The 17,745-nt window shown below is 58.9% G+C and carries 16 protein-coding genes and 1 pseudogene; 1 reads left to right on the top strand and 16 read right to left on the bottom strand.

The annotated features are described in order from the left end of the window. Positions 1-13: 13 nt before the first annotated feature. The 16 genes and pseudogenes from JFC13_RS17705 to JFC13_RS17630 all read right to left on the bottom strand — a co-directional run bounded on the left by JFC13_RS17705 (position 14) and on the right by JFC13_RS17630 (position 16,008). Entirely contained in the window at positions 14-1,510 is a 1,497-nt protein-coding gene (locus JFC13_RS17705; RefSeq protein WP_232488762.1) for a complex I subunit 4 family protein, read from the bottom strand. Next, positions 1,507-3,342, bottom strand: coding sequence for an NADH-quinone oxidoreductase subunit 5 family protein (locus tag JFC13_RS17700; RefSeq protein WP_198398368.1), 1,836 nt, complete (start codon positions 3,340-3,342; stop codon positions 1,507-1,509). The genes JFC13_RS17705 and JFC13_RS17700 overlap by 4 nt, the downstream gene beginning before the upstream one ends. Then, a complete protein-coding gene (locus JFC13_RS17695; protein ID WP_198398367.1) occupies positions 3,339-3,641 on the bottom strand; it encodes an NADH-quinone oxidoreductase subunit NuoK in 303 nt (100 codons plus the stop codon). The genes JFC13_RS17700 and JFC13_RS17695 overlap by 4 nt, the downstream gene beginning before the upstream one ends. After that, positions 3,638-4,201 carry an NADH-quinone oxidoreductase subunit J gene (locus tag JFC13_RS17690; protein ID WP_198398366.1) on the bottom strand — a complete coding sequence of 188 codons (564 nt, stop codon included), beginning with the start codon at positions 4,199-4,201 and terminating at the stop codon, positions 3,638-3,640. The genes JFC13_RS17695 and JFC13_RS17690 overlap by 4 nt, the downstream gene beginning before the upstream one ends. Positions 4,202-4,204: 3 nt before the next feature. After that, complete coding sequence (locus tag JFC13_RS17685) at positions 4,205-5,143, bottom strand: complex I subunit 1 family protein (protein ID WP_198398365.1); 939 nt, start codon at positions 5,141-5,143, stop codon at positions 4,205-4,207. Beyond that, positions 5,133-6,374, bottom strand: a complete 1,242-nt coding sequence (locus tag JFC13_RS19535) for a hypothetical protein (RefSeq protein ID WP_232488761.1) — start codon at positions 6,372-6,374, stop codon at positions 5,133-5,135. Before JFC13_RS19535 ends, JFC13_RS17685 begins: the two co-directional genes overlap by 11 nt. Then, on the bottom strand, positions 6,365-6,688 hold the full coding sequence (locus JFC13_RS17675; protein WP_198398404.1) for an NADH-quinone oxidoreductase subunit A: 324 nt from the start codon (positions 6,686-6,688) through the stop codon (positions 6,365-6,367). Before JFC13_RS17675 ends, JFC13_RS19535 begins: the two co-directional genes overlap by 10 nt. 106 nt (positions 6,689-6,794) lie before the next feature. Next, the gene (locus tag JFC13_RS17670; RefSeq protein ID WP_198398364.1) at positions 6,795-7,169 is read right to left on the bottom strand and encodes a metal-sensitive transcriptional regulator; all 375 of its coding nucleotides are present in this window, start codon (positions 7,167-7,169) and stop codon (positions 6,795-6,797) included. 394 nt (positions 7,170-7,563) lie between these two features. After that, on the bottom strand, positions 7,564-8,598 hold the full coding sequence (locus JFC13_RS17665; RefSeq protein ID WP_198398363.1) for a cation diffusion facilitator family transporter: 1,035 nt from the start codon (positions 8,596-8,598) through the stop codon (positions 7,564-7,566). After that, complete coding sequence (locus JFC13_RS17660; protein WP_198398362.1) at positions 8,599-8,964, bottom strand: ArsR/SmtB family transcription factor; 366 nt, start codon at positions 8,962-8,964, stop codon at positions 8,599-8,601. A gap of 858 nt (positions 8,965-9,822) precedes the next feature. Beyond that, a complete protein-coding gene (locus JFC13_RS17655; RefSeq protein ID WP_198398361.1) occupies positions 9,823-11,046 on the bottom strand; it encodes a DUF1015 family protein in 1,224 nt (407 codons plus the stop codon). Beyond that, a complete protein-coding gene (locus tag JFC13_RS17650; RefSeq protein ID WP_198398360.1) occupies positions 11,040-12,311 on the bottom strand; it encodes an MFS transporter in 1,272 nt (423 codons plus the stop codon). Before JFC13_RS17650 ends, JFC13_RS17655 begins: the two co-directional genes overlap by 7 nt. Next, positions 12,308-13,297 (bottom strand): 2,3-diaminopropionate biosynthesis protein SbnA, encoded by a 990-nt coding sequence (sbnA, locus tag JFC13_RS17645; protein ID WP_198398359.1) that lies wholly within the window; start codon positions 13,295-13,297, stop codon positions 12,308-12,310. Before sbnA ends, JFC13_RS17650 begins: the two co-directional genes overlap by 4 nt. A 1,041-nt stretch (positions 13,298-14,338) precedes the next feature. After that, positions 14,339-14,917: pseudogene (locus JFC13_RS17640) on the bottom strand (recombinase family protein). Positions 14,918-15,267: 350 nt separating this feature from the next. Further along, positions 15,268-15,684, bottom strand: coding sequence for a DUF302 domain-containing protein (locus tag JFC13_RS17635; RefSeq protein ID WP_198398358.1), 417 nt, complete (start codon positions 15,682-15,684; stop codon positions 15,268-15,270). 66 nt (positions 15,685-15,750) lie between these two features. Further along, positions 15,751-16,008 (bottom strand): metal-sensitive transcriptional regulator, encoded by a 258-nt coding sequence (locus JFC13_RS17630; RefSeq protein ID WP_198398357.1) that lies wholly within the window; start codon positions 16,006-16,008, stop codon positions 15,751-15,753. Between the two features lie 125 nt (positions 16,009-16,133). On the opposite strand from JFC13_RS17630, the gene JFC13_RS17625 reads away from it, so the two are divergent. Continuing rightward, positions 16,134-17,510 carry an MBL fold metallo-hydrolase gene (locus JFC13_RS17625; protein WP_198398356.1) on the top strand — a complete coding sequence of 459 codons (1,377 nt, stop codon included), beginning with the start codon at positions 16,134-16,136 and terminating at the stop codon, positions 17,508-17,510. Positions 17,511-17,745 lie beyond the last annotated feature (235 nt).

Below are 17,745 nucleotides of genomic sequence, written 5' to 3'. Positions count from 1 at the left end.
AGACGCCCACCTGTTATCTCCCGACTATGTTGACGAGGACGGCCGAGGCAGGTTCGATGACGCCGAGGATCGTCTGGGGCACTATACCGATGAGCAGCGATAACGCCAGCAGAGGAGCGATCGACCACAGCTCTCGACCATGTAAGTCGGCAAACCCTATCGACAAGCCCTGGGTGGGACCGGCAAATACGCGTTGGAGTGCCCGCAGGAACAATGCCGCGGTGATGAGGATCCCAGGCAATGCGAGGACAGCGATCGGTGCAACCGCGATGCTGCCGGCAAAGATCTGAAACTCGGCGATAAATCCCGAGAGCCCTGGCAGTCCCAACGAAGCAAACGAGGCGATGGCAAACAAAGCCGCGAATCGAGGTGCAGGAGCTGCCAGGCCGCCGTAAGAGTCCATGTCGTATGTCTGCGCACGAGATTGCATCAATCCGGCCAGAAGGAAGAGAGCAGCGGTAATCAAGCCGTGGCTGACCATCTGAACGATTGCGCCAGTGACTGCTACAGAACGAGCCTGTGCGGTGTCATCGATGACTAGACCGACTGCGCCAAGCGCCAGGATGATATATCCCATGTGGTTGACAGAGGTGTAAGCAATCATTCGCTTAAGATTGGACTGTGCCAATGCTACGAGCGCCCCGTAGAGGACTGAAACCATACCCACGATGATGATCGGCCAGGCCCAGTTCTGCCATGCCTCGGGCAGGATCGGCATGGCGATGCGCACAAAACCGTACGTACCCATCTTGAGTAGCACACCCGCCAGAACGGCTGAGCCGGTGGCGGGGGCGTCCGTGTGAGCCGGTGGCAACCAAGTGTGGAAGGGCACAGTGGGAGTCTTGACCGCCAACCCCACCACGATCGCTGTCAACACCACGCCGCCGGCCACCGGATCGTTTTTGAGAGGGGTGGATGCAACGAGTTCGAGGATGTCAAAGGTGTGCGGGTCCGAGAACACGTAGAGGCCGATGAATCCCAGCAGCAGGGCCAGTGAGCCCAAGAACGTGTAGAGGAAGAACTTCAGCGCGGACCGAGCAGCGTTGCCGTGGCCCCAGCCTGCGATGACGAAGTACATACCCACGATCGATAGATCGAAGAACACAAAGAACACGATGAGGTCGGCCGAGACGAACACACCCAGGCTCACACCTTCAAGGAACAAGAACAGTGCTGTTTGGGTCCGTGGCCGGTCGGAGTTCTTCAGCGCATAGATGGCAGCGGCGAGGAAGATAACTGTCGTCATGGCCAGCAGAGGCAACGACAGTCCGTCAACGCCGACGTGATAGCTGCTGTTGACTCCTGGGATCCAGGGCACCTGCTCGTCGAATGCCAACTTGTTGGGTCCTGGATCCTCGTATCCGACCCACAGGATGCCCACGAGCACGACTTCCGCGGCGCTGATGACGACCCACACCCAGCGAGCTGCTGCGGGCCGAATGCCGGGCACCAACGCAACGACTGTGGCGATGACCAGTGGCAGGAAAACGATCAGACTCAGCATGTTCATCCCATCATGGTGCAAAGTGTCCAGACCACAACGGCGGCGATGAGCACCGTGACAGTCTGGAGGAAGTATTGGTGAATTGCCCCTGTTTGGGGACTCCGTGCAAGCTGACCCAGGCGCCCGACCCGGATGGCGATGGCAGAAACACCACGATCGATCCCGCGGATATCGGCCCAGGCCGCAGTCAGCGCCAGCCGGTAAGCAGCGCCTGAGAGCATCGTGAGCGAGCGATCGACGACCTTGTCATCAAACCAAGCCAGAGCACGTGCTAGACCGAGAACAGGTCGGACGACGACGGCATGTGCAGCCGCTTCCAACCCAAACCACTCGAGAGCCCACCGCGGTTCCGGCGCCCGCACCCACACCATTGCCAGCAAACCGACCACCGCGATCCCTGCTGAGACGGCCAATTCACCGATTGAGACCTCAGCGGGCCCACCGATGGCGTCCGCGAGCACGCCGAGCAACGGAGGAAGGGCGAGTACACCAAGCGTGACAGCTCCGACAGCAAACGCGGCCAGCGGGGCCTGCTCCAAGGCTGTCACTTTGCCGGTGCCCTGCGATCGAATTTCCCAGTCAGTGCCGGGGCGAGCCCACATCGTCCACACGAGTTTACCTGCGTAGGCCGCCGACAAGGCACCTGCAACCAGCCCAGCTGCATAGAGGAAAGGAGAGGATACGAGAGCGACTGTGAGCACGGAATCCTTCGTCGCCCACAACGACAAAGGAGCGATTCCGGCAAGCGCAAGCGCACCGGCAGTCGCAGCCACACCGACGACACGCCATCGACGGGCCACTCCTCGCAAGCTCTCAAGCTCCTCTGTGCCCACGGCAGACAACCACGCGCCCGCCGTGAGAAACAACAGCGCCTTGACCGATGCGTGCGCAACCAAATGTGCGGCTCCACCGTTAACAGCTCCAACCCCGGCAGCAAGCACGACGAAGCCGAGCTGAGCCACTGTTGAAGCAGCCAGTAGTTGTTTGAAATCCCGCTGCCCCAACGCCACGAATCCCATGAGCACCGCAGTACCCACTCCGACCCAGGCAGTGACCGGCCCGCCCCAGCCAGTTGAGGCCAACAATGGTTCGATCCGCAACAATAGATATCCACCCATGGCGACCATCGCCGCCGAGTGGAGAAGCGCACTGACCGGGCTCGGGCCCTTCATCGCTCCTGACAGCCAGAACGAGAACGGCAGCTGTGCGGCCTTGCCCAAGGCGGCGACCAAGATCCCGGCGGCGGCCACGTCACGCCACGGGTCGGCAGCCGATGACAAGCTGGCTAGATCCATTCCAGCACCACCAGCGAGTGCGGCACCGGCGGCGACATAGAGGCCGAGGTCAGCTGTGCGCGTTGTGATAAAGGCAGTCAGCCCCGCTGAAACACGGTCGGAATCTCGCCACCAGAACCCGATCAAGGCGTAGGAAGTCGCCCCCATTAGCTCCCAAGCGAAAAGGAGTGCAGGCAGACTGGCAGCAGTCGCAGTCACCAGAGCGGAGCTGGAGAAAAGTAACATCAATCCGAAGAAACGAGACCGCGAGCGGCGGATATTACCTGCAGCGAAGACCAAAACGAGGAAGGTCACTGCTGCAATCATCGGCACGATCAGAGCTGCGAGAGCATCGACGTTCAACGCAAAGTTCGCCCCGGCGAGGAACGGGTAGGACGTCGAAGGGCGGGCCGCGGCAGTGAACACTGCCAACACCGTCGCTACCCCCGCCGTCAGCACGGCAATCGGAGCCGCGCTCCGCTCGGTTCGGGCCACGGCGAGCACGCCGCCCACGACTGCTGGAAGCGCAACCATGGTCACGAGCGCAATCTGCGCCCCGGTCACCGTGACAGCTCCTGAGCCATGTCAGTCATATCCGTTTGCCGACGGCGGTGCAATAGAGTTGCCACAGCAAATCCCATCGCCATCTCCACCGTCATCGCTGCCAATATCACCAACAGCAATACCTGCCCCGAGGGGTCCGGTGCGAGGAACCACCAGAATCCACCCGCCGCCAACAGGATTCCGTTGATCATCAGCTCTAGGCCCATCATCACCATCACAACCACCTGTTGAGACAGTGCACCATAGAGTCCGACCGCGAACAGTGCCGAGGCCACCACCAACACGGCTTCGAGAGTCATTTCTGCGCACCTCCGAGGGAAGCACCGTTGCTTCCACGTTGACGTAGATCATCGCCAAACCGGTCATAGCGAGTGCGCCCGGCCGCGAGGACAACCCCGGCGACTATCGTGGCGACCATGACAGCGCCGACGACGGCCATGACCAGCATCTTCCCGTCCATGATCTCCAGTCCGAGTGCATGCGTGAGGTCATCGGGCGGGCCACCTCGCCTGTCTGGCCATGGAACAAGGAGAGCGCCACCTGCCAACACCACGAAGGCACCGACTGACGCTCCAATGGCCGTCTTTTTCCCGTGTGTCATGTCCATCGGCATGAGTGCGGGATTCATTCCCATGAACATCACCATGTAGACGGCCATCACCGCCATTTCCATGACCATCATTAAGATCGTGATCAACCCGAGGTAGTTCTGCTGCAGCAGAAGAATCTGCCCACCCACGGCAATGAACGACACAGCTAACGCATATGTCGCTCGCGCCATGGAATTGACGACGAAGACGGCCAGACCCGTGGCCACGGCGATCACGGCGAGAACCCAGAACGCGATACCGATCAGCATGCTTCAGCCTTTCCATACGGCAACGACGGACACGACAAGATCTTGGACGACAATGGCCGGAAGCAGGATCGTCCAACCGATAGACATGAATCGATCGGGACGTAGGAGGGGGACCTTTCGCCGTAGCCACACCAATACAGCCAAGACCACTAAGGTTTTAATCAGAACCCAGGCCCATGCCGGCAACCACGGTCCAGCGCCACCGCCGAGGAACAGTGGTACCGAGAACGCGGCCCCAGCTGCTAAGAACAGGTAGCGTCCGGCGTGGAAGACCAAGCGGTCGACTGCAGACAGCTCGGCTCCCGCGCCTCCTGCAATGTCGGTGGCCAGCGCTGCTGCGAACGGGCCCCACACGGAGAACCCCATTACGCCGATGAGGTAGATCAGAAATGCCACAGGCATCCACACCACAAACCACACGTCGTCCTGTTGGGCGCTGGCCACTGCCCCGACACGGAGACTGCCAGCAGCGATCGCCGGGGCCACCAGTGCAAACATCAACGGCAGTTCGTAGGCCAGCCCGTGAGCCAGGAACCGATACCCGCCTACCAGACTGTGCGTCGAATTCGCTCCCCACCCGGTCAGCCACACTAAGGCCCAGACTAAGACGTCAATGGTGTTGAACCACACGACGCCGACATCGAGGTCGGCCAACGTCCACCTGCCCAAGGGGATGACGGCAACCATCAAGAAGGCACCAATGAACATTCCGATTCCGCCAACTCGCCACAACAGGGTGTCTGCAGCAACAGTGGTACGTCGACGCTGTCGCAATAACCGTGCAAGACGACTGGGCAGTGTGAACCACCCTCCGCCAGCACCGTGGGCTCGTGCCGATAGACCCGCGTCGAGAGTGACGGCGAAGACCGCGAAGCCGCATAGAAGGGTTCCTGCAATTACCGCCCATAGAGCAGAAACTGTGACTACTGCACTATCGGTCATGCTCCACCTCTTTATCGATGAAGCAAAGTTCCAGATTCACACTCGCCACGGCAAGCCGCAGGGTTGCCAGTTCCATCCCACTGACCAACTCCGGCAGAACCTGCCACGGGACTAACTCGTCTTCCTCCGAGGCAGAGACCCTGCCGTCGACTTCGGCCCGGACCCGATCAATTGTACGAAGCATTCGATCATAGGCATCTCCCCCGCAACCGACTGACAGCCCATATCGGTCCAGATCGACTTGATCGAGAACGAGGATTCCCCGCAAGGACCAACGCAGCAACCATGATCTCCGGATTGCGCGAGTCATCCGCACAAGCGCATCACTGGCGGCAACTTGATCTCCACGCAACAGAAAGTCTCTGGCCCGGCGGGCACGAGCGGCTAAGTCGTCAGCTCCGGCCAATGCCAATAGCGCCATGACGCTGTCGCAATGAAGCGCGGCCCGAAGACCGTTGTGAGAAATTTCAGACTCGTTTCCATGATCGCCGCTGTCAACGATGGAGACATCCGAGCCGATCACGACATCGCCCTGGATACTGCAGGTGAGCACAAGCCCAGCCGGCCAGTACGGAAGCACAGGGCCCAGCGGCAGATGTAAGACATCCATTTCAAGACCGTCTCGGTCCTGCCCACCTTCAGCTAACGGCACCCCGCCAGGAGACATGTCCATCCCACCATGACCCTCGTGCTCGCCGTGGTCCACCCCCGCGTGCTCGTCGTGCTTCATTCCCGCGTGCTCGTCGTGATCGTTGTGGTTCATTCCCGCGTGGTCGTCGTGGTTCATTCCACCATGACCCTCGTGATTGTCATGGCCCATCCCCGCGTGGTTACCATGATCGTCATGATCCATGTGATCCACGGGACCCTCGGGAATCCAAGGCTCCTGTGCCCGCTCCTGTGCGTCCCTTTTGTGGTGCTCGGTGTCGAGATAGAGGATTGCAGCTTCGTCAAGAGCAGAATTGACCGCGCGGGGAGAGACCATGTCGGCGCGGACTCGAGGTCCGGGCATTTGCTGCCAGAGCCGATCTACTAGTGGTGTGAGCTCAGGCCCAGACACGCCACAAACTGCGAGCACGTCCGCATCGGCTGCCGTCAATGCACGCCGCCAACCTCGACGCAACATCTGGTGCTCAAGTTCCATCCGCGTCAACCACTGGCCCGGGACCTCGACGATAAGGACACGGACAACTCGAAGTGCCAACCGCGAGATCATCTCGGTCACGCCCATCGGAAGGCCCCTTCCCGCCAAGCCCACGCGACAGCGATCAAGAGCGCCCCAAGAAACAGAAACATCTCAACAACAGCAGAGATCCCCTTCTCAGCAACGACTACAGCCCAGGGGTACATGAATAGCATCTCAACATCGAATGCGAGGAAGACGATCGAGGCAACGTACCAGCGGACATGAAATCGCGACAGGGCATGTTCCTGCGGAAACCATCCCGACTGAGCAGGAAGGACCGTCAATGGTTGAGCCAGCACACTCGCACCCCGGTGAAGTCCGTAAGCTAGAGCTACAGCGATTGTCGCAACCAGGCCCATTCCTACGATTCCGTCCAAGGGCAATCGTCCTTCCTCATCGTTGAGACAAACAAGGTAGTCGCTGAACGCCCGAGTGAAGTGAGTCGTTTAACGTACCCTTGCGGGATTAACTGCGCATCAGGCGGCTGATGGCTTCAGAGACTTCATCGAGCTTGTCATCGGCTTCTGCTCCGCCGTCCTTGACCGCGTCGACGACGCAGCTGCGCATATGGTCGTCGAGGAGTCCTCGAGCGACATTGCGCAGTGCTGATTGGATGGCTGAGACCTGGGTGAGGATGTCGATGCAATACTTCTCTTCATCGACCATCCTCTCGATACCTCGAACCTGTCCCTCGATGCGTGCCAGCCGTCGCTGATATTGACCCTTGTCACGGATATAGCCGTGACGGTGATCCGGAGTGCCACAGTCTTCCGTCTGTCGGGCTTCTGGGTTATCGGTCTGGTCGCCGTTGGCAGTGACCACGCCGTCAGTGGTGCTCATTAGGTGCTCCTGAGGCTTCATTAACTTGAAGTGCGTGCAATTTAACAGCTTTCAAGCGATCGGGCGATCATGCCGACGCGTCTTGATTACCGTCTTCCTGCACCATCCTAACGACTGCGGCGGGGGCAATTTCGGTCTCTAAGCTCAGAACGAGCTGTCCAGCCGTATGCGACATATCGATTCCAATCGCACCTGGGATGTCTTGAACTTCCTCACAGAGCGACCTCTCGCAATCCACACGTCATCCTGGAAACTATGAATCCGTTCATCTGCTTCATATGAATCTCCTACTACGCTGTAGCAAAAATCAACGTCCAGAAACGACTATATACCCTACAGGGGTATTTGTGTCAATAGCGTCAGTTGCCCTGCGACCTGTTGGAGGAAGAGAAGCTCAGTGTCCGTCTTCTATCGCAAACAGTGTGCAGTTTTGAGCCGTCGATGTTGGCGTGACGGTGACGTCGCCGACACTGGGCAGTTCATCGCGGAGCCTGGCATCAACGATGGCTTGGACTTCATGGAAAGTCGCGACTGTCAGATGGGCAGTAGTGACGACGGACGTCTGGATGTCGAGTCGGTGGCCATTCCATCGCAATCGTAATTTCGTAACGTCAGCGACTTCGGGGGCGGAGAGAATCGCCTGAGTCGCTGAAGCGGTCAGTGTTGGGTCGACCCCGTCGAGAAGACGTTGGCCGATGTCTTTGGCTGTCGTGATCAAGAGGACGAAGATTGCCACTGAGATGACGATACCGATCGCCGGGTCAGCCCAGGCCAAACCGAACCAGACTCCGATGACGCCGATCACCACGGCTAAGGAGGTCAAACCATCAGTGCGGGCGTGGATTCCATCGGCGACAAGCGCCGCTGAGCCGATTCTCCTGCCGGTGCGAATTCGGTAGATCGCGACGAGCTCGTTTCCGGCAAAGCCGACAATTCCCGCAGCGAAGACCCACCCCGTATTGGCGATTGCCTGAGGCTCGAGGAGGCGTCGAACGGATTCGACACCTGCCAGGACCGCAGAGAGGCCGATCATGGCCACAATGAAGAGTCCAGCGAGGTCTTCAACTCGGCCCATGCCCCACGTGAATCGCTGTGTGGGTGGCCTGCGGGAAAGCGTGAACGCGATCCATAGTGGAATGGCGGTGAGAGCATCAGCGAAGTTATGGATTGTGTCGGCAAGGAGGGCTACCGAGCCGCTGATGGCGACAATCGCGACTTGAATGACTGCTGTGATCGACAGGATGACGAGGGATATTTTGACTGCCCGGATGCCGTGATGGCTTGCCACAAGTGCGTCATCGATTGAATCACTGGCGTCGTGACTATGGGGCACGAAGAGCCCGTAGATCACGCCCTTTACCCCTGTCGGGTGCTCATGATGGTGGACTTCGTGAGCGCGGTCATGCTCGTGATGGCCGGATGCATTCATTTATGACCTGCTGGCCTGTTCGGCGGCCACGCTATGGTGGCTGCGTCCGATGGTGTGTTCGGCCTGCTCGATGGCGTCGACGACGAGTCGTCGGGCGTGTTCATCAGTGAGGCGGTAAAACACCTTGGTTCCTTCATGTCGGCTCGTGACCATCCTCGACATGCGCAGGCGCGCCAAGTGCTGGGAAACCGAGGTCGGAGACTTGTCGACGATGTCTGCCAAGTGATTGACCGACAGCTCGCCATCGCGGAGTGCCAGGATAATCTTCACGCGTGTGGCATCGGCCAGGAGGCTGAAGACTTCAACGGCGAGATCAACGAACTCACTGTCGGGAGTCAGCTGGCATTGCTTCTTATCTGCGTACATACGTAGATACTAAGACAGTCGGCCGAGATGAGCAATGCTTACTGTTCTCACTCATTCGAAGAATGAGGCTCGTTCCTCTCGGGTAGCGCCCACTGGGTCGAGCGGGTCGGGAACTTCTGGGACGTCCCGATGGCTACTCGTCGATCATCGAGAACATAGATCATCCCGATATTTAGCACCTCCAGAACCGTGCCGGGTTCTGTATCAGTGATCAGCACTTAGACACGTCATGAAAAGCCACTGGCTACCTCGCGGACGTGACGAGATTAGCGGATCCGGTCACTGTCGACGACACCAAACGAGTGTCCGCTCGCCTGACGTTGAGCTCTTAAACGACAAAAAGGATCAGCATGAATTGGCAATGATCTTCATCGGGCTGCCCTGAATTTATCGATGCCTCTGCAACCAACCACAGCTGCACTCGCGGTTAGGTTTTCGTCACAACCACCGTTCGCTTGGCCGCGGCAAACACCGGTTGAACGGATCGCACGCGGCAACGTCCTCCGCCCGCACGACTCTTCCCGTGCCGCCAATTGAGTAGCCTTGGAATCCGTCAGGATCAGATTCGCTGTCATGATTGATGCCTCAGCCATTGAATGAGCTATGAGAATCAAAAAGTTCGAGGAAACTGCTGACGGTGCCGTCAGAGCCACCGCGAGCGTCTTGGTTATCGGAACTGACGCCGCAGTGATTCATTGAATATCCCAGCGACGCGCAAAGACACCGCAGTGGGACACAACTGTGCCCCACTGCGGTGTCCGAATCATCAGGGGCAATGATGGGGCGACGACGGTAATGATCTAGTCATCCGGTCTCCAACGATTGCGTGGCAACAGAGCAAATCATTGGCCCTTGCACTCAGTCCCCTTCGATTGTCCGAAAAACGAGCCCTGGATGTGGCTTTGGGCCGAAAGAGGTGGATTTGCGTGGAAGGCAGACCCCCGCATACGCCGCTGACTCGAGGTCGTCGCGGGTCGGCGGAGTTGTGAGAACTGCTATCCCACCGTTGTCCAGCACTCGCTGCACCGCTGACTGTGCGGTGTGCTCATACCCGATGGTCTCTGAATGATCTGGGATCTGCCACAAGTGGTCGATCAACGTTGCGTGCAGAATCGTGAGATGCATAGTGCGTAAGGAGGAGGGAGAGCTCCGTAGCACCTCATTCAAAAAATCAGGGTGAGGGTCGGTCGCCATGTATGCCCCCTGAGAGGTCACGATGACGAAGGCAGGTCCATTTGCCGCGTACTGGTCTAGGGCCGCGATCCAATCATCAACACCTCCAGAGAGCGGTTGCACTGTGAACCGGGTGCGCGCCGCGTCGAGAGCCTGTCGGGGATCGGCCGATGGCAACACCCGGTGGATAGGCGAGAGCTGTAGCGGACTGTCTTCAACATCAACGAGAAGCACCGGAAAATAGTCCCAGGCGCATCCTTCGTCGTTGTTTGATTCGTTCGAGCGCTGCAACTGCAGTGCGGCTGCGTGTCTGTGATGGCCATCGGCGATATGGGCCGGTTTGGTGCGAAGCTCTTCAGTAACCGCTTCAATCCAGTAGTTGTCGGTGATGGGCCAGGTCCGGTGCAGCTGTCCATCTGGTGACAGAACTTCTGTTGCTGGTTCCCTTGTCAGGGCATGTCTGATGCATTCAGCGGTGGAACCATTACCCGAGAACCCGAGCAGCACCGGATCCAAATTCATCTGGGCACCTTTCATGAGCTCAGCGATCGTATTGACCTTCTCAGGTATCACTTGCTCATGCGGGCACAGCTCGCTTTGCACATGAGCCGCGGTTAGAACGCCACGTTGTACACCCTGGGGGCCGGTCTGCTCGTAGACATAGATTGCTGGTTCCCGATCTTGGACAACCGCACCGGTTTGTTGCCACGCGCCGAAAGTTGCGGAGAGCTGGCTTGGTGATCCGTGGTGAGTCCACGGTACGGCGCTGCTGGACGAAACGCAGTGGTCCTCGGTGGAGCGCCAGCCACGGAATGGGGACACGTTGACCCCAACGCCGTTTCGATGGTGCGAATTGTCCTGGGACGTCTGTACTGGCTCTCGGTCATGAAGATTGTTGCTGATTAACATGTAGTCCTCATAAAGTTTTGTTGTTGTTTTGTTCGTACCGCCGGGAGAACGAGGACGAAGCTGAGCAAGCAGGCTCCGGCCATGATCAAAATGACGGTCGGGATTGATAGAGCTCCGACTAACGGGCCAGCCAATAGCGGGCCAGCAGATTGGCCAACGAGCAGAAAACTATTGGCTGTACCGATGAAAGAGCTCTTCTGAGAATCTGGTGCGTGGTGACTGAAGTGATGGAACAGAGATTGTGCCAGCGCTGCGAAGCAGAATCCCTGCACAAGTCGAAGCGGGAGCATCAGGAAGGGTGAGAGAGGCAACGCGAGCACCGCGATGCTCACGGCGCAACCTCCGATGGCAAGCGCAAGGGCATGCAGCGGACGCCCTGTGGCGTCGTTGCGTCTCCCCCACCAGAACGATCCGACCAACGTTCCCGACCACATCACAGAGTGAAGGATCCCCACCCAGAGGCTTCCCGAATCCCCACTGTCGACAATACGGTCGACGTGCAGCGCGTAGACGGGGATGAGACCGTACACTCCGAAATAGACTGCTGCCGCGGCCAGTGCCAGCGTGGTAGCTCCTGGTACTTGACGTAGCGTTCCGTGCTGACGGGATTTGCCATTCCGAGTGGGGTTGGTGGTGTTTTGCTGACGCCGCTGGGGCTCGCGCAGTCCGACGGCGCACACGATAGCCAGGACCGTGGCCAAGATCGCGATGCTGAACATCAGCAGCTTCAACCCGCCGGTGCCGACAAGTAGCCCTCCGGCAATGGGACCGGCCAGCGCCCCGGCAGCAGTAGCGCTGAAGGATTTCCCTAACGATGATCCGCGCTTCTTATTCGACCCGGTCGACCCGGCGAACGCCGAAGCGGCTTCGACGACCCCGCCGAGAAATCCTTGAAGCAGTCGCCCTGCGACGAGAGCTAACGGGGTGGCGGCGGTCGCCATGACGAGCATGGCCACCGCTAATCCGAGAAGTGCTCGAACCACCATCCATTTGCGACCGATACGATCGCCGAGCTTTGCCCACAACGGGGTCGCCACAGTCAGGGCCAAGGCAGGGGCAGCAATTGCGACTCCCGCCCATGTCTGTGTCTCGGCGGTACCACTGGTCCCGATCTGATCCAAGTAAAAGGGCATGATCGGTACCAGCATCATCAGCCCGGCAGTGTTGACGAACTGTCCCACCCACAGCAGAGCCATGTTGCGCGAGTCGTAGCCGCGCAATTCCCAACGCAGAGATTTGCGGGTGACGACTTGCTGCGTCGTCACGACGAAACGACAGCTGCCGGCTCATGCTGCGGGGCAGGGAGGTTAGCCACCCACTCGTCGTCGTAAACCATATCCAGGTACCGTTCTCCACGGTCGGGCAAAACAGTCAGAATTCGGCTACCGACCGGCGTTTTAGGTAGCAGCTCCTGCAGCGCGGCAACTACTGCCCCTGAGGATCCACCTCCCAGCACACCTTCGGTGGCCACCAAGTGCCGGCACCCCTGAGCGGCGCTGGCATCGTCAACATGGATGACGTCATCGATCTCGGACGGGGAGAACAATTCCGGGACGCGGCTTGCCCCATACCCAGGGATTTCCCGGGATGCAGGAGGTGCACCGAAGATGACCGATCCCACAGCGTCGACCGCAACCACTTGCATTTTCGGGAACTTGTCTCGTAGTCGCCGCGCCAATCCCAGGATCGATCCCGTAGTCGAGACAGCCGCAACGAGGAAATCAACAGGTTCATCGATCGCCTCCAATATCTCTTGGCCAGCGGTCTCGTGGTAAGCACGCCAGTTCAGTTCGTTGGCGTACTGATTGACCCACACACTGTCGGGGTCTCCGGCGGCGAGTTCCTGGGCTCGGCGAACGCGGGTACCGAGGTATCCGCCGTGCTCGTCTTGTTCGCTCACCATCTCAATGTCAGCTCCAACGGTCTTGAGCAAACGGAGGTTCGTCGACGTGGTTTTCGGGTCCACCACCGCTGTGAATGTGAGATCGTTCAGTTTGGCCATGGTGGCTAACGCGACTCCAAGGTTGCCTGAAGTACTTTCAATTAGGCGCATTCCAGGGCGCAACAGTCCGGAGTTCAATCCGTGTTCGATGATGAAACGTGCCGGTCGGTCTTTCATGCTGCCTGCCGGATTGAGCATCTCAAGTTTGGCGATAACCTCTCGAGAAGGATCGGGGAAGCAGCGATCCAACCGGAGCAAGGGGGTGTTTCCGACACAGGTCATTAAGGAGTTGTGGATGTTTTCGGGCATGACTGTCTACTTTCGTTCACGTGATGCATTGCGTTTCAGAGAAGGTGAAGGGCCGCGCGTTGGATACGCGCGGTTCTTCTAAATCCGTTGAATGCAAAGCTCGCAAACGAGATTGGGAGCATGTCTGACCTGGTCTGACAAGACCTGTATGGGATAAGTCAGCTCGATCCGAGGGATGACCTGCAAGCAGGGTAATGCTGGCCCCAGGCCGAGCGTGGTCGTGTCCACCCTCAACGCAGACGGCTCGTCGCATTCGAACTCGTGGTCATGGTCAACGTCGATAGCAGTAGCCATCGAGGAACCTAGATCCGATTTTCCGAACGTAGAGTCAGCGGCCGCGGATGTCTCGGTCGAGCTTTCAGTTTGGACGTCAGCAGTACTACCGGCATGTTCCCCGTGTGACAGATGACTGCTGGGACTGCTGTGCTGGAGAGCCGCAAGATGCAGGACGAAAGCAACTGCCGCGAGCATGACAAGGAGCTGAAACACACGACGCGCGCCCAGGGGCACGTTCACTGATGCTTCACGGCGACGAACGGTCGCAAGTAGATCCTGCATAGATTTCACGGGCACTCCTTTCTCAGCATCGGGAACGCCCTTGGGCGGTCAGCAAATGTGCGGTGAGTCTTTCCAGCCAGCAGTTCGTGCTCATGAAAAAACAAGGCACGATGATTATATTCATGCCTGATTGAGAGAATGCTCGACCTGAGCTGTACTGTGCCTCTGATAGTGAACTTTGCGTGAAATGTCCTTGAGAACTACATTTGGCCAACCGCGTCCGGCCAGCATACGATTCCCTCCCCACGGCGAGCAGCACAACGCGATGACACCAAGGAAGACAAAGCTGTCAGCAATTCCCGTATCGTTGAAATTCTGGCGCTGGTGAGGGGATGTTGAGTTCAGTGTGACCGGATTTTCAGCGCTCGGCTTGCGGCGCGATACTGATCTATTGATAGCGAGACCGGCCAGTGCCGGCATGCTGAGCAATGGCTGGAGACTTTGCCATCAGTATGCAGTGTGTCACTGCACCGGTGGCCAATATCACTCCGGCTCGATCAAGGTTTCGTGATTGCAGGTGGCGTAACGGTGGCGGTACAAGGTTGCTCGTGACCAGCCGACGAGACGGGTTGCGTCCTTGGGCAGTGCGTCCTTTCGCGCGACCGTTTTCAGCGATTGCCGGCTTCTCAGCGATCTCGTCTGGGTCAACTGGTGGACGGTCGAACTGCGTCCCGTTCTGTTTAGCCGCGGCGATGCCAGCATTGACGCGTTCGGTGATGAGTTCGCGTTCGTACTCGGCCAACGTGGCGAGCATTCCCCGCGTCATCCACCGCGATGATGTGTCAGGATCAATGTTGTCTGAGATCGACCGGACCTTCGCTCCCCCATCGTGGAGAAGGTCCACGGTTGCGAGCACATCGAGCAGCGATGGTCCGAGATGGTCGATGCGCCACACTACGACGGTGTCGCCGTCCTCGGAATAGTCGAGCAGTCGCTTTATACTCGACCGCTGTCTTGCGATTTTACTGCCGGAGATGACGGCGTAGTACACACCCCGTTTGTGGACTCAGCATCGACGAGTACATCGAGTTGGAGTTGCGCGTCCTGGCCGGCGGTGCTCATTCTCGTGCGAGCTTCAGCGCTCAATGGCAGTTTTCTCGCAACACTCGGTGGCAGCTCTGAGATTATCGCCTATCTGTTTTCAGCCCTGGCCTACGCGGAGTCTTGTATGCCATGGGTTTTGAAATGGATTGGCTATGAGGTAGTTCACGTGCGAATCGGACTGCAATCGTTAGTTCAGAAGGTGATTGCGCAGTTTTCAGGTGCCGTATGCACACTTTCGGCACGAAAGGTTTCAGACAGTTGCCGCGGCTGGTTTCTTATACCGATCGCTCGGCTCCAGCTTGACAACGACAGGAACGGGTAGCGCCTAGGTGTCTATCTCAATCAGCAGTGGCCGCTTGAACGGACCTTCAGGCCCCGGCGCTGGGCAGTTGCGCTAGTGCGGCGCGCAGCCGAGTATTGGCATCGTCGGCTACGTCTCTGACAGCGGCAGTGCCACTGATGTCGACCATGGTTTGCGGGTCAATGGCCTGTACCACTGTGGTGTCGGGTAACGGGCCGCGGCGTACAACGACATTGCAGGGTAGCAGCGTCCCCAGATCCGGCTCTGCAGTGAGGCCGCGCTGAGCCAATCCGGGGTTGCAAGCGCCCAGGATGACATAGTCGCCGATTTCGTCTGCGGCATCGGTGCCGAGTTTGTTCTCGAAGGTGGATCGCACATCGATCTCAGAGAGGACACCGAACCCCTGATCAGACAGGGCCTGCTTGGTCCGTTCCACGGCGTCAGCGTAGGAAAGGTTGGCGGTGATCGTGTGGGTGTAGCTCATCTGCTGCTCCTTAATGGCTGTTCCTGCATTTGCTCGAAGAACACTTCGCGCGGTCACTGAGACTGCTCAGGCCAGTGAGAGGAAGAGTTTCTCCAGGTCCTTCTTGTCGATGCTGGGGTCCTCCTGGTCCATGCACTGCTGAAGACCGCTGGCGATGATGGCAAACCCAGCCTTATCCAGCGCCCGGGAGACTGCGGCGAGCTGGGTCACCACGTCCTTGCAATCGCTGCCGTCTTGAAGCATACGTGTGACAGCGCCGAGTTGACCCTGGGCCCGCTTAAGTCGATTCACGACCGGGCCAAGATCAGTAGTATCCAGTTGCATTACTTCCTCCATCGTCTTCTCAGTTTACTTAGCAAGTATATACCCCCAGGGGCTTATTGCATACCCGGTGGGGTATATGTCAGACTGATTTGCATCACCCCACAACAACCCTTTTGGAGGATGACATGATCGTGAAGCAGTATTACCTCGGCTGCCTGTCCCATGGCTCGTACCTGATCGGTGATGAAACCACCGGTCAAGCGATCGTCGTTGACCCTCGTCGCGACATCGCGGAGTACCTTGCCGATGCCGAGACCAATAATCTGACCATCAGCGGGGTGATCAACACCCACTTCCATGCCGACTTCGTCGCCGGCCACCTCGAACTGTCAGCCGCTACCGGAGCGTGGATCGGCTACGGTCATCGGGCCGAAACCGAATACGAGATCCGCACCTTCAGCCACGGCGACAAGGTCTCTCTCGGACAGGTCGAACTTGAAGTCCTCGAGACCCCAGGACACACGTGGGAGTCGATCAGCATCCTGGTGCGCGAACACGCCGGCGATGCCACACCGGAAGCTGTTTTGACTGGCGACGCGCTGTTCATCGGCGATGTCGGACGACCGGATTTGGCCGCCGCTGTCGGTGCCGATCCCGATGAACTGGCTCGGGCTCTCTATGCGTCTATCCACACTGTGCTGATGCAACTGCCCGACAGTGTTCGTGTCCTTCCAGCCCACGGTGCCGGTTCTGCTTGCGGGAAGAACCTCTCCGACGAGCTCGAATCCACGATCGGTGCCCAGCGGATGATGAACCTGTCTGTCCAACCCATGCCCGAGGACGAATTCGTAGCCATGGTCCGCAGCGGACAGCCGGCCATACCCGAATACTTCGCTGCCGACGCGGTGTTGAACCGCAAGGACCGGTCGCTGATCGGTTCATCCGGCGCCCTGAATGCCCTGTCGATGCGGGAGCTGCAAGATGCCGATGGCCGTGGCGCCTCCATACTTGATACCCGCTCACCGCAAGACTTCGCTGCAGGCCACCTCGCTGGATCCCTGAACGTCGGCCTTGATGGACGTTTCGCTGAAACTGCTGGGATGGTCGTGGGCGCCGAAGACGAGATCATCATCATCGCCGAGTCGGGACGCGAAGATGAGGCTGCTTTGCGGCTGGGCCGGATCGGCTTCGACCGCGTCACCGGCTATCTTGACTCTCCCGTCCAGGCGTTTGCCGAGCTCGGTGGAATCGTCGAGACCGGGCCTCGAGTCGACGTTGAAACCTTCGATCAGTTGCGCAACGGCAGAGTCACCGTCGTTGATGTGCGCAACCCGGGCGAAGTTGAAGACGGTGCGGTGCCCGGCTCACTGCATATCCCGCTGGCAGAACTCGCCCGCCGCCACGACGAGGTTCCCTCAGGTCCGGTCCTCGTCCACTGTGCTGGCGGTTGGCGCTCCAGTGTCGGTGCCAGCCTGTTGCGCACTCTCGGTCATGCCGACGTCAGGGATCTGGACGGCGGCTATCACGCCTGGGCTGAAGTCAACGTTCCCGCTAACGCCTAAGACACTTGCATCGACGAGCTCGACCCAGCCGGCCTGTCATCACCGTCTGTACGGGCGGGAAGCGAAGCGCTCGTGCCGCCACCGATCTCGGGATCGCCGGTTTTCGCGCCGACACAATGGCTGGCGGCATGAGTGCGTGGAGGGCCGAAGGCCGCCCTGTCGATACACCCTGACTGACTCGCAACACCGCTGGCATGTGCGATACCGGCAACAGCCGTTAGCGCACATGCATTAC

This window comes from Brevibacterium antiquum (assembly GCF_016107655.1).
GTDB lineage: Bacteria > Actinomycetota > Actinomycetes > Actinomycetales > Brevibacteriaceae > Brevibacterium > Brevibacterium antiquum.
This window is presented reverse-complemented; position numbering and strand designations above follow the sequence as displayed.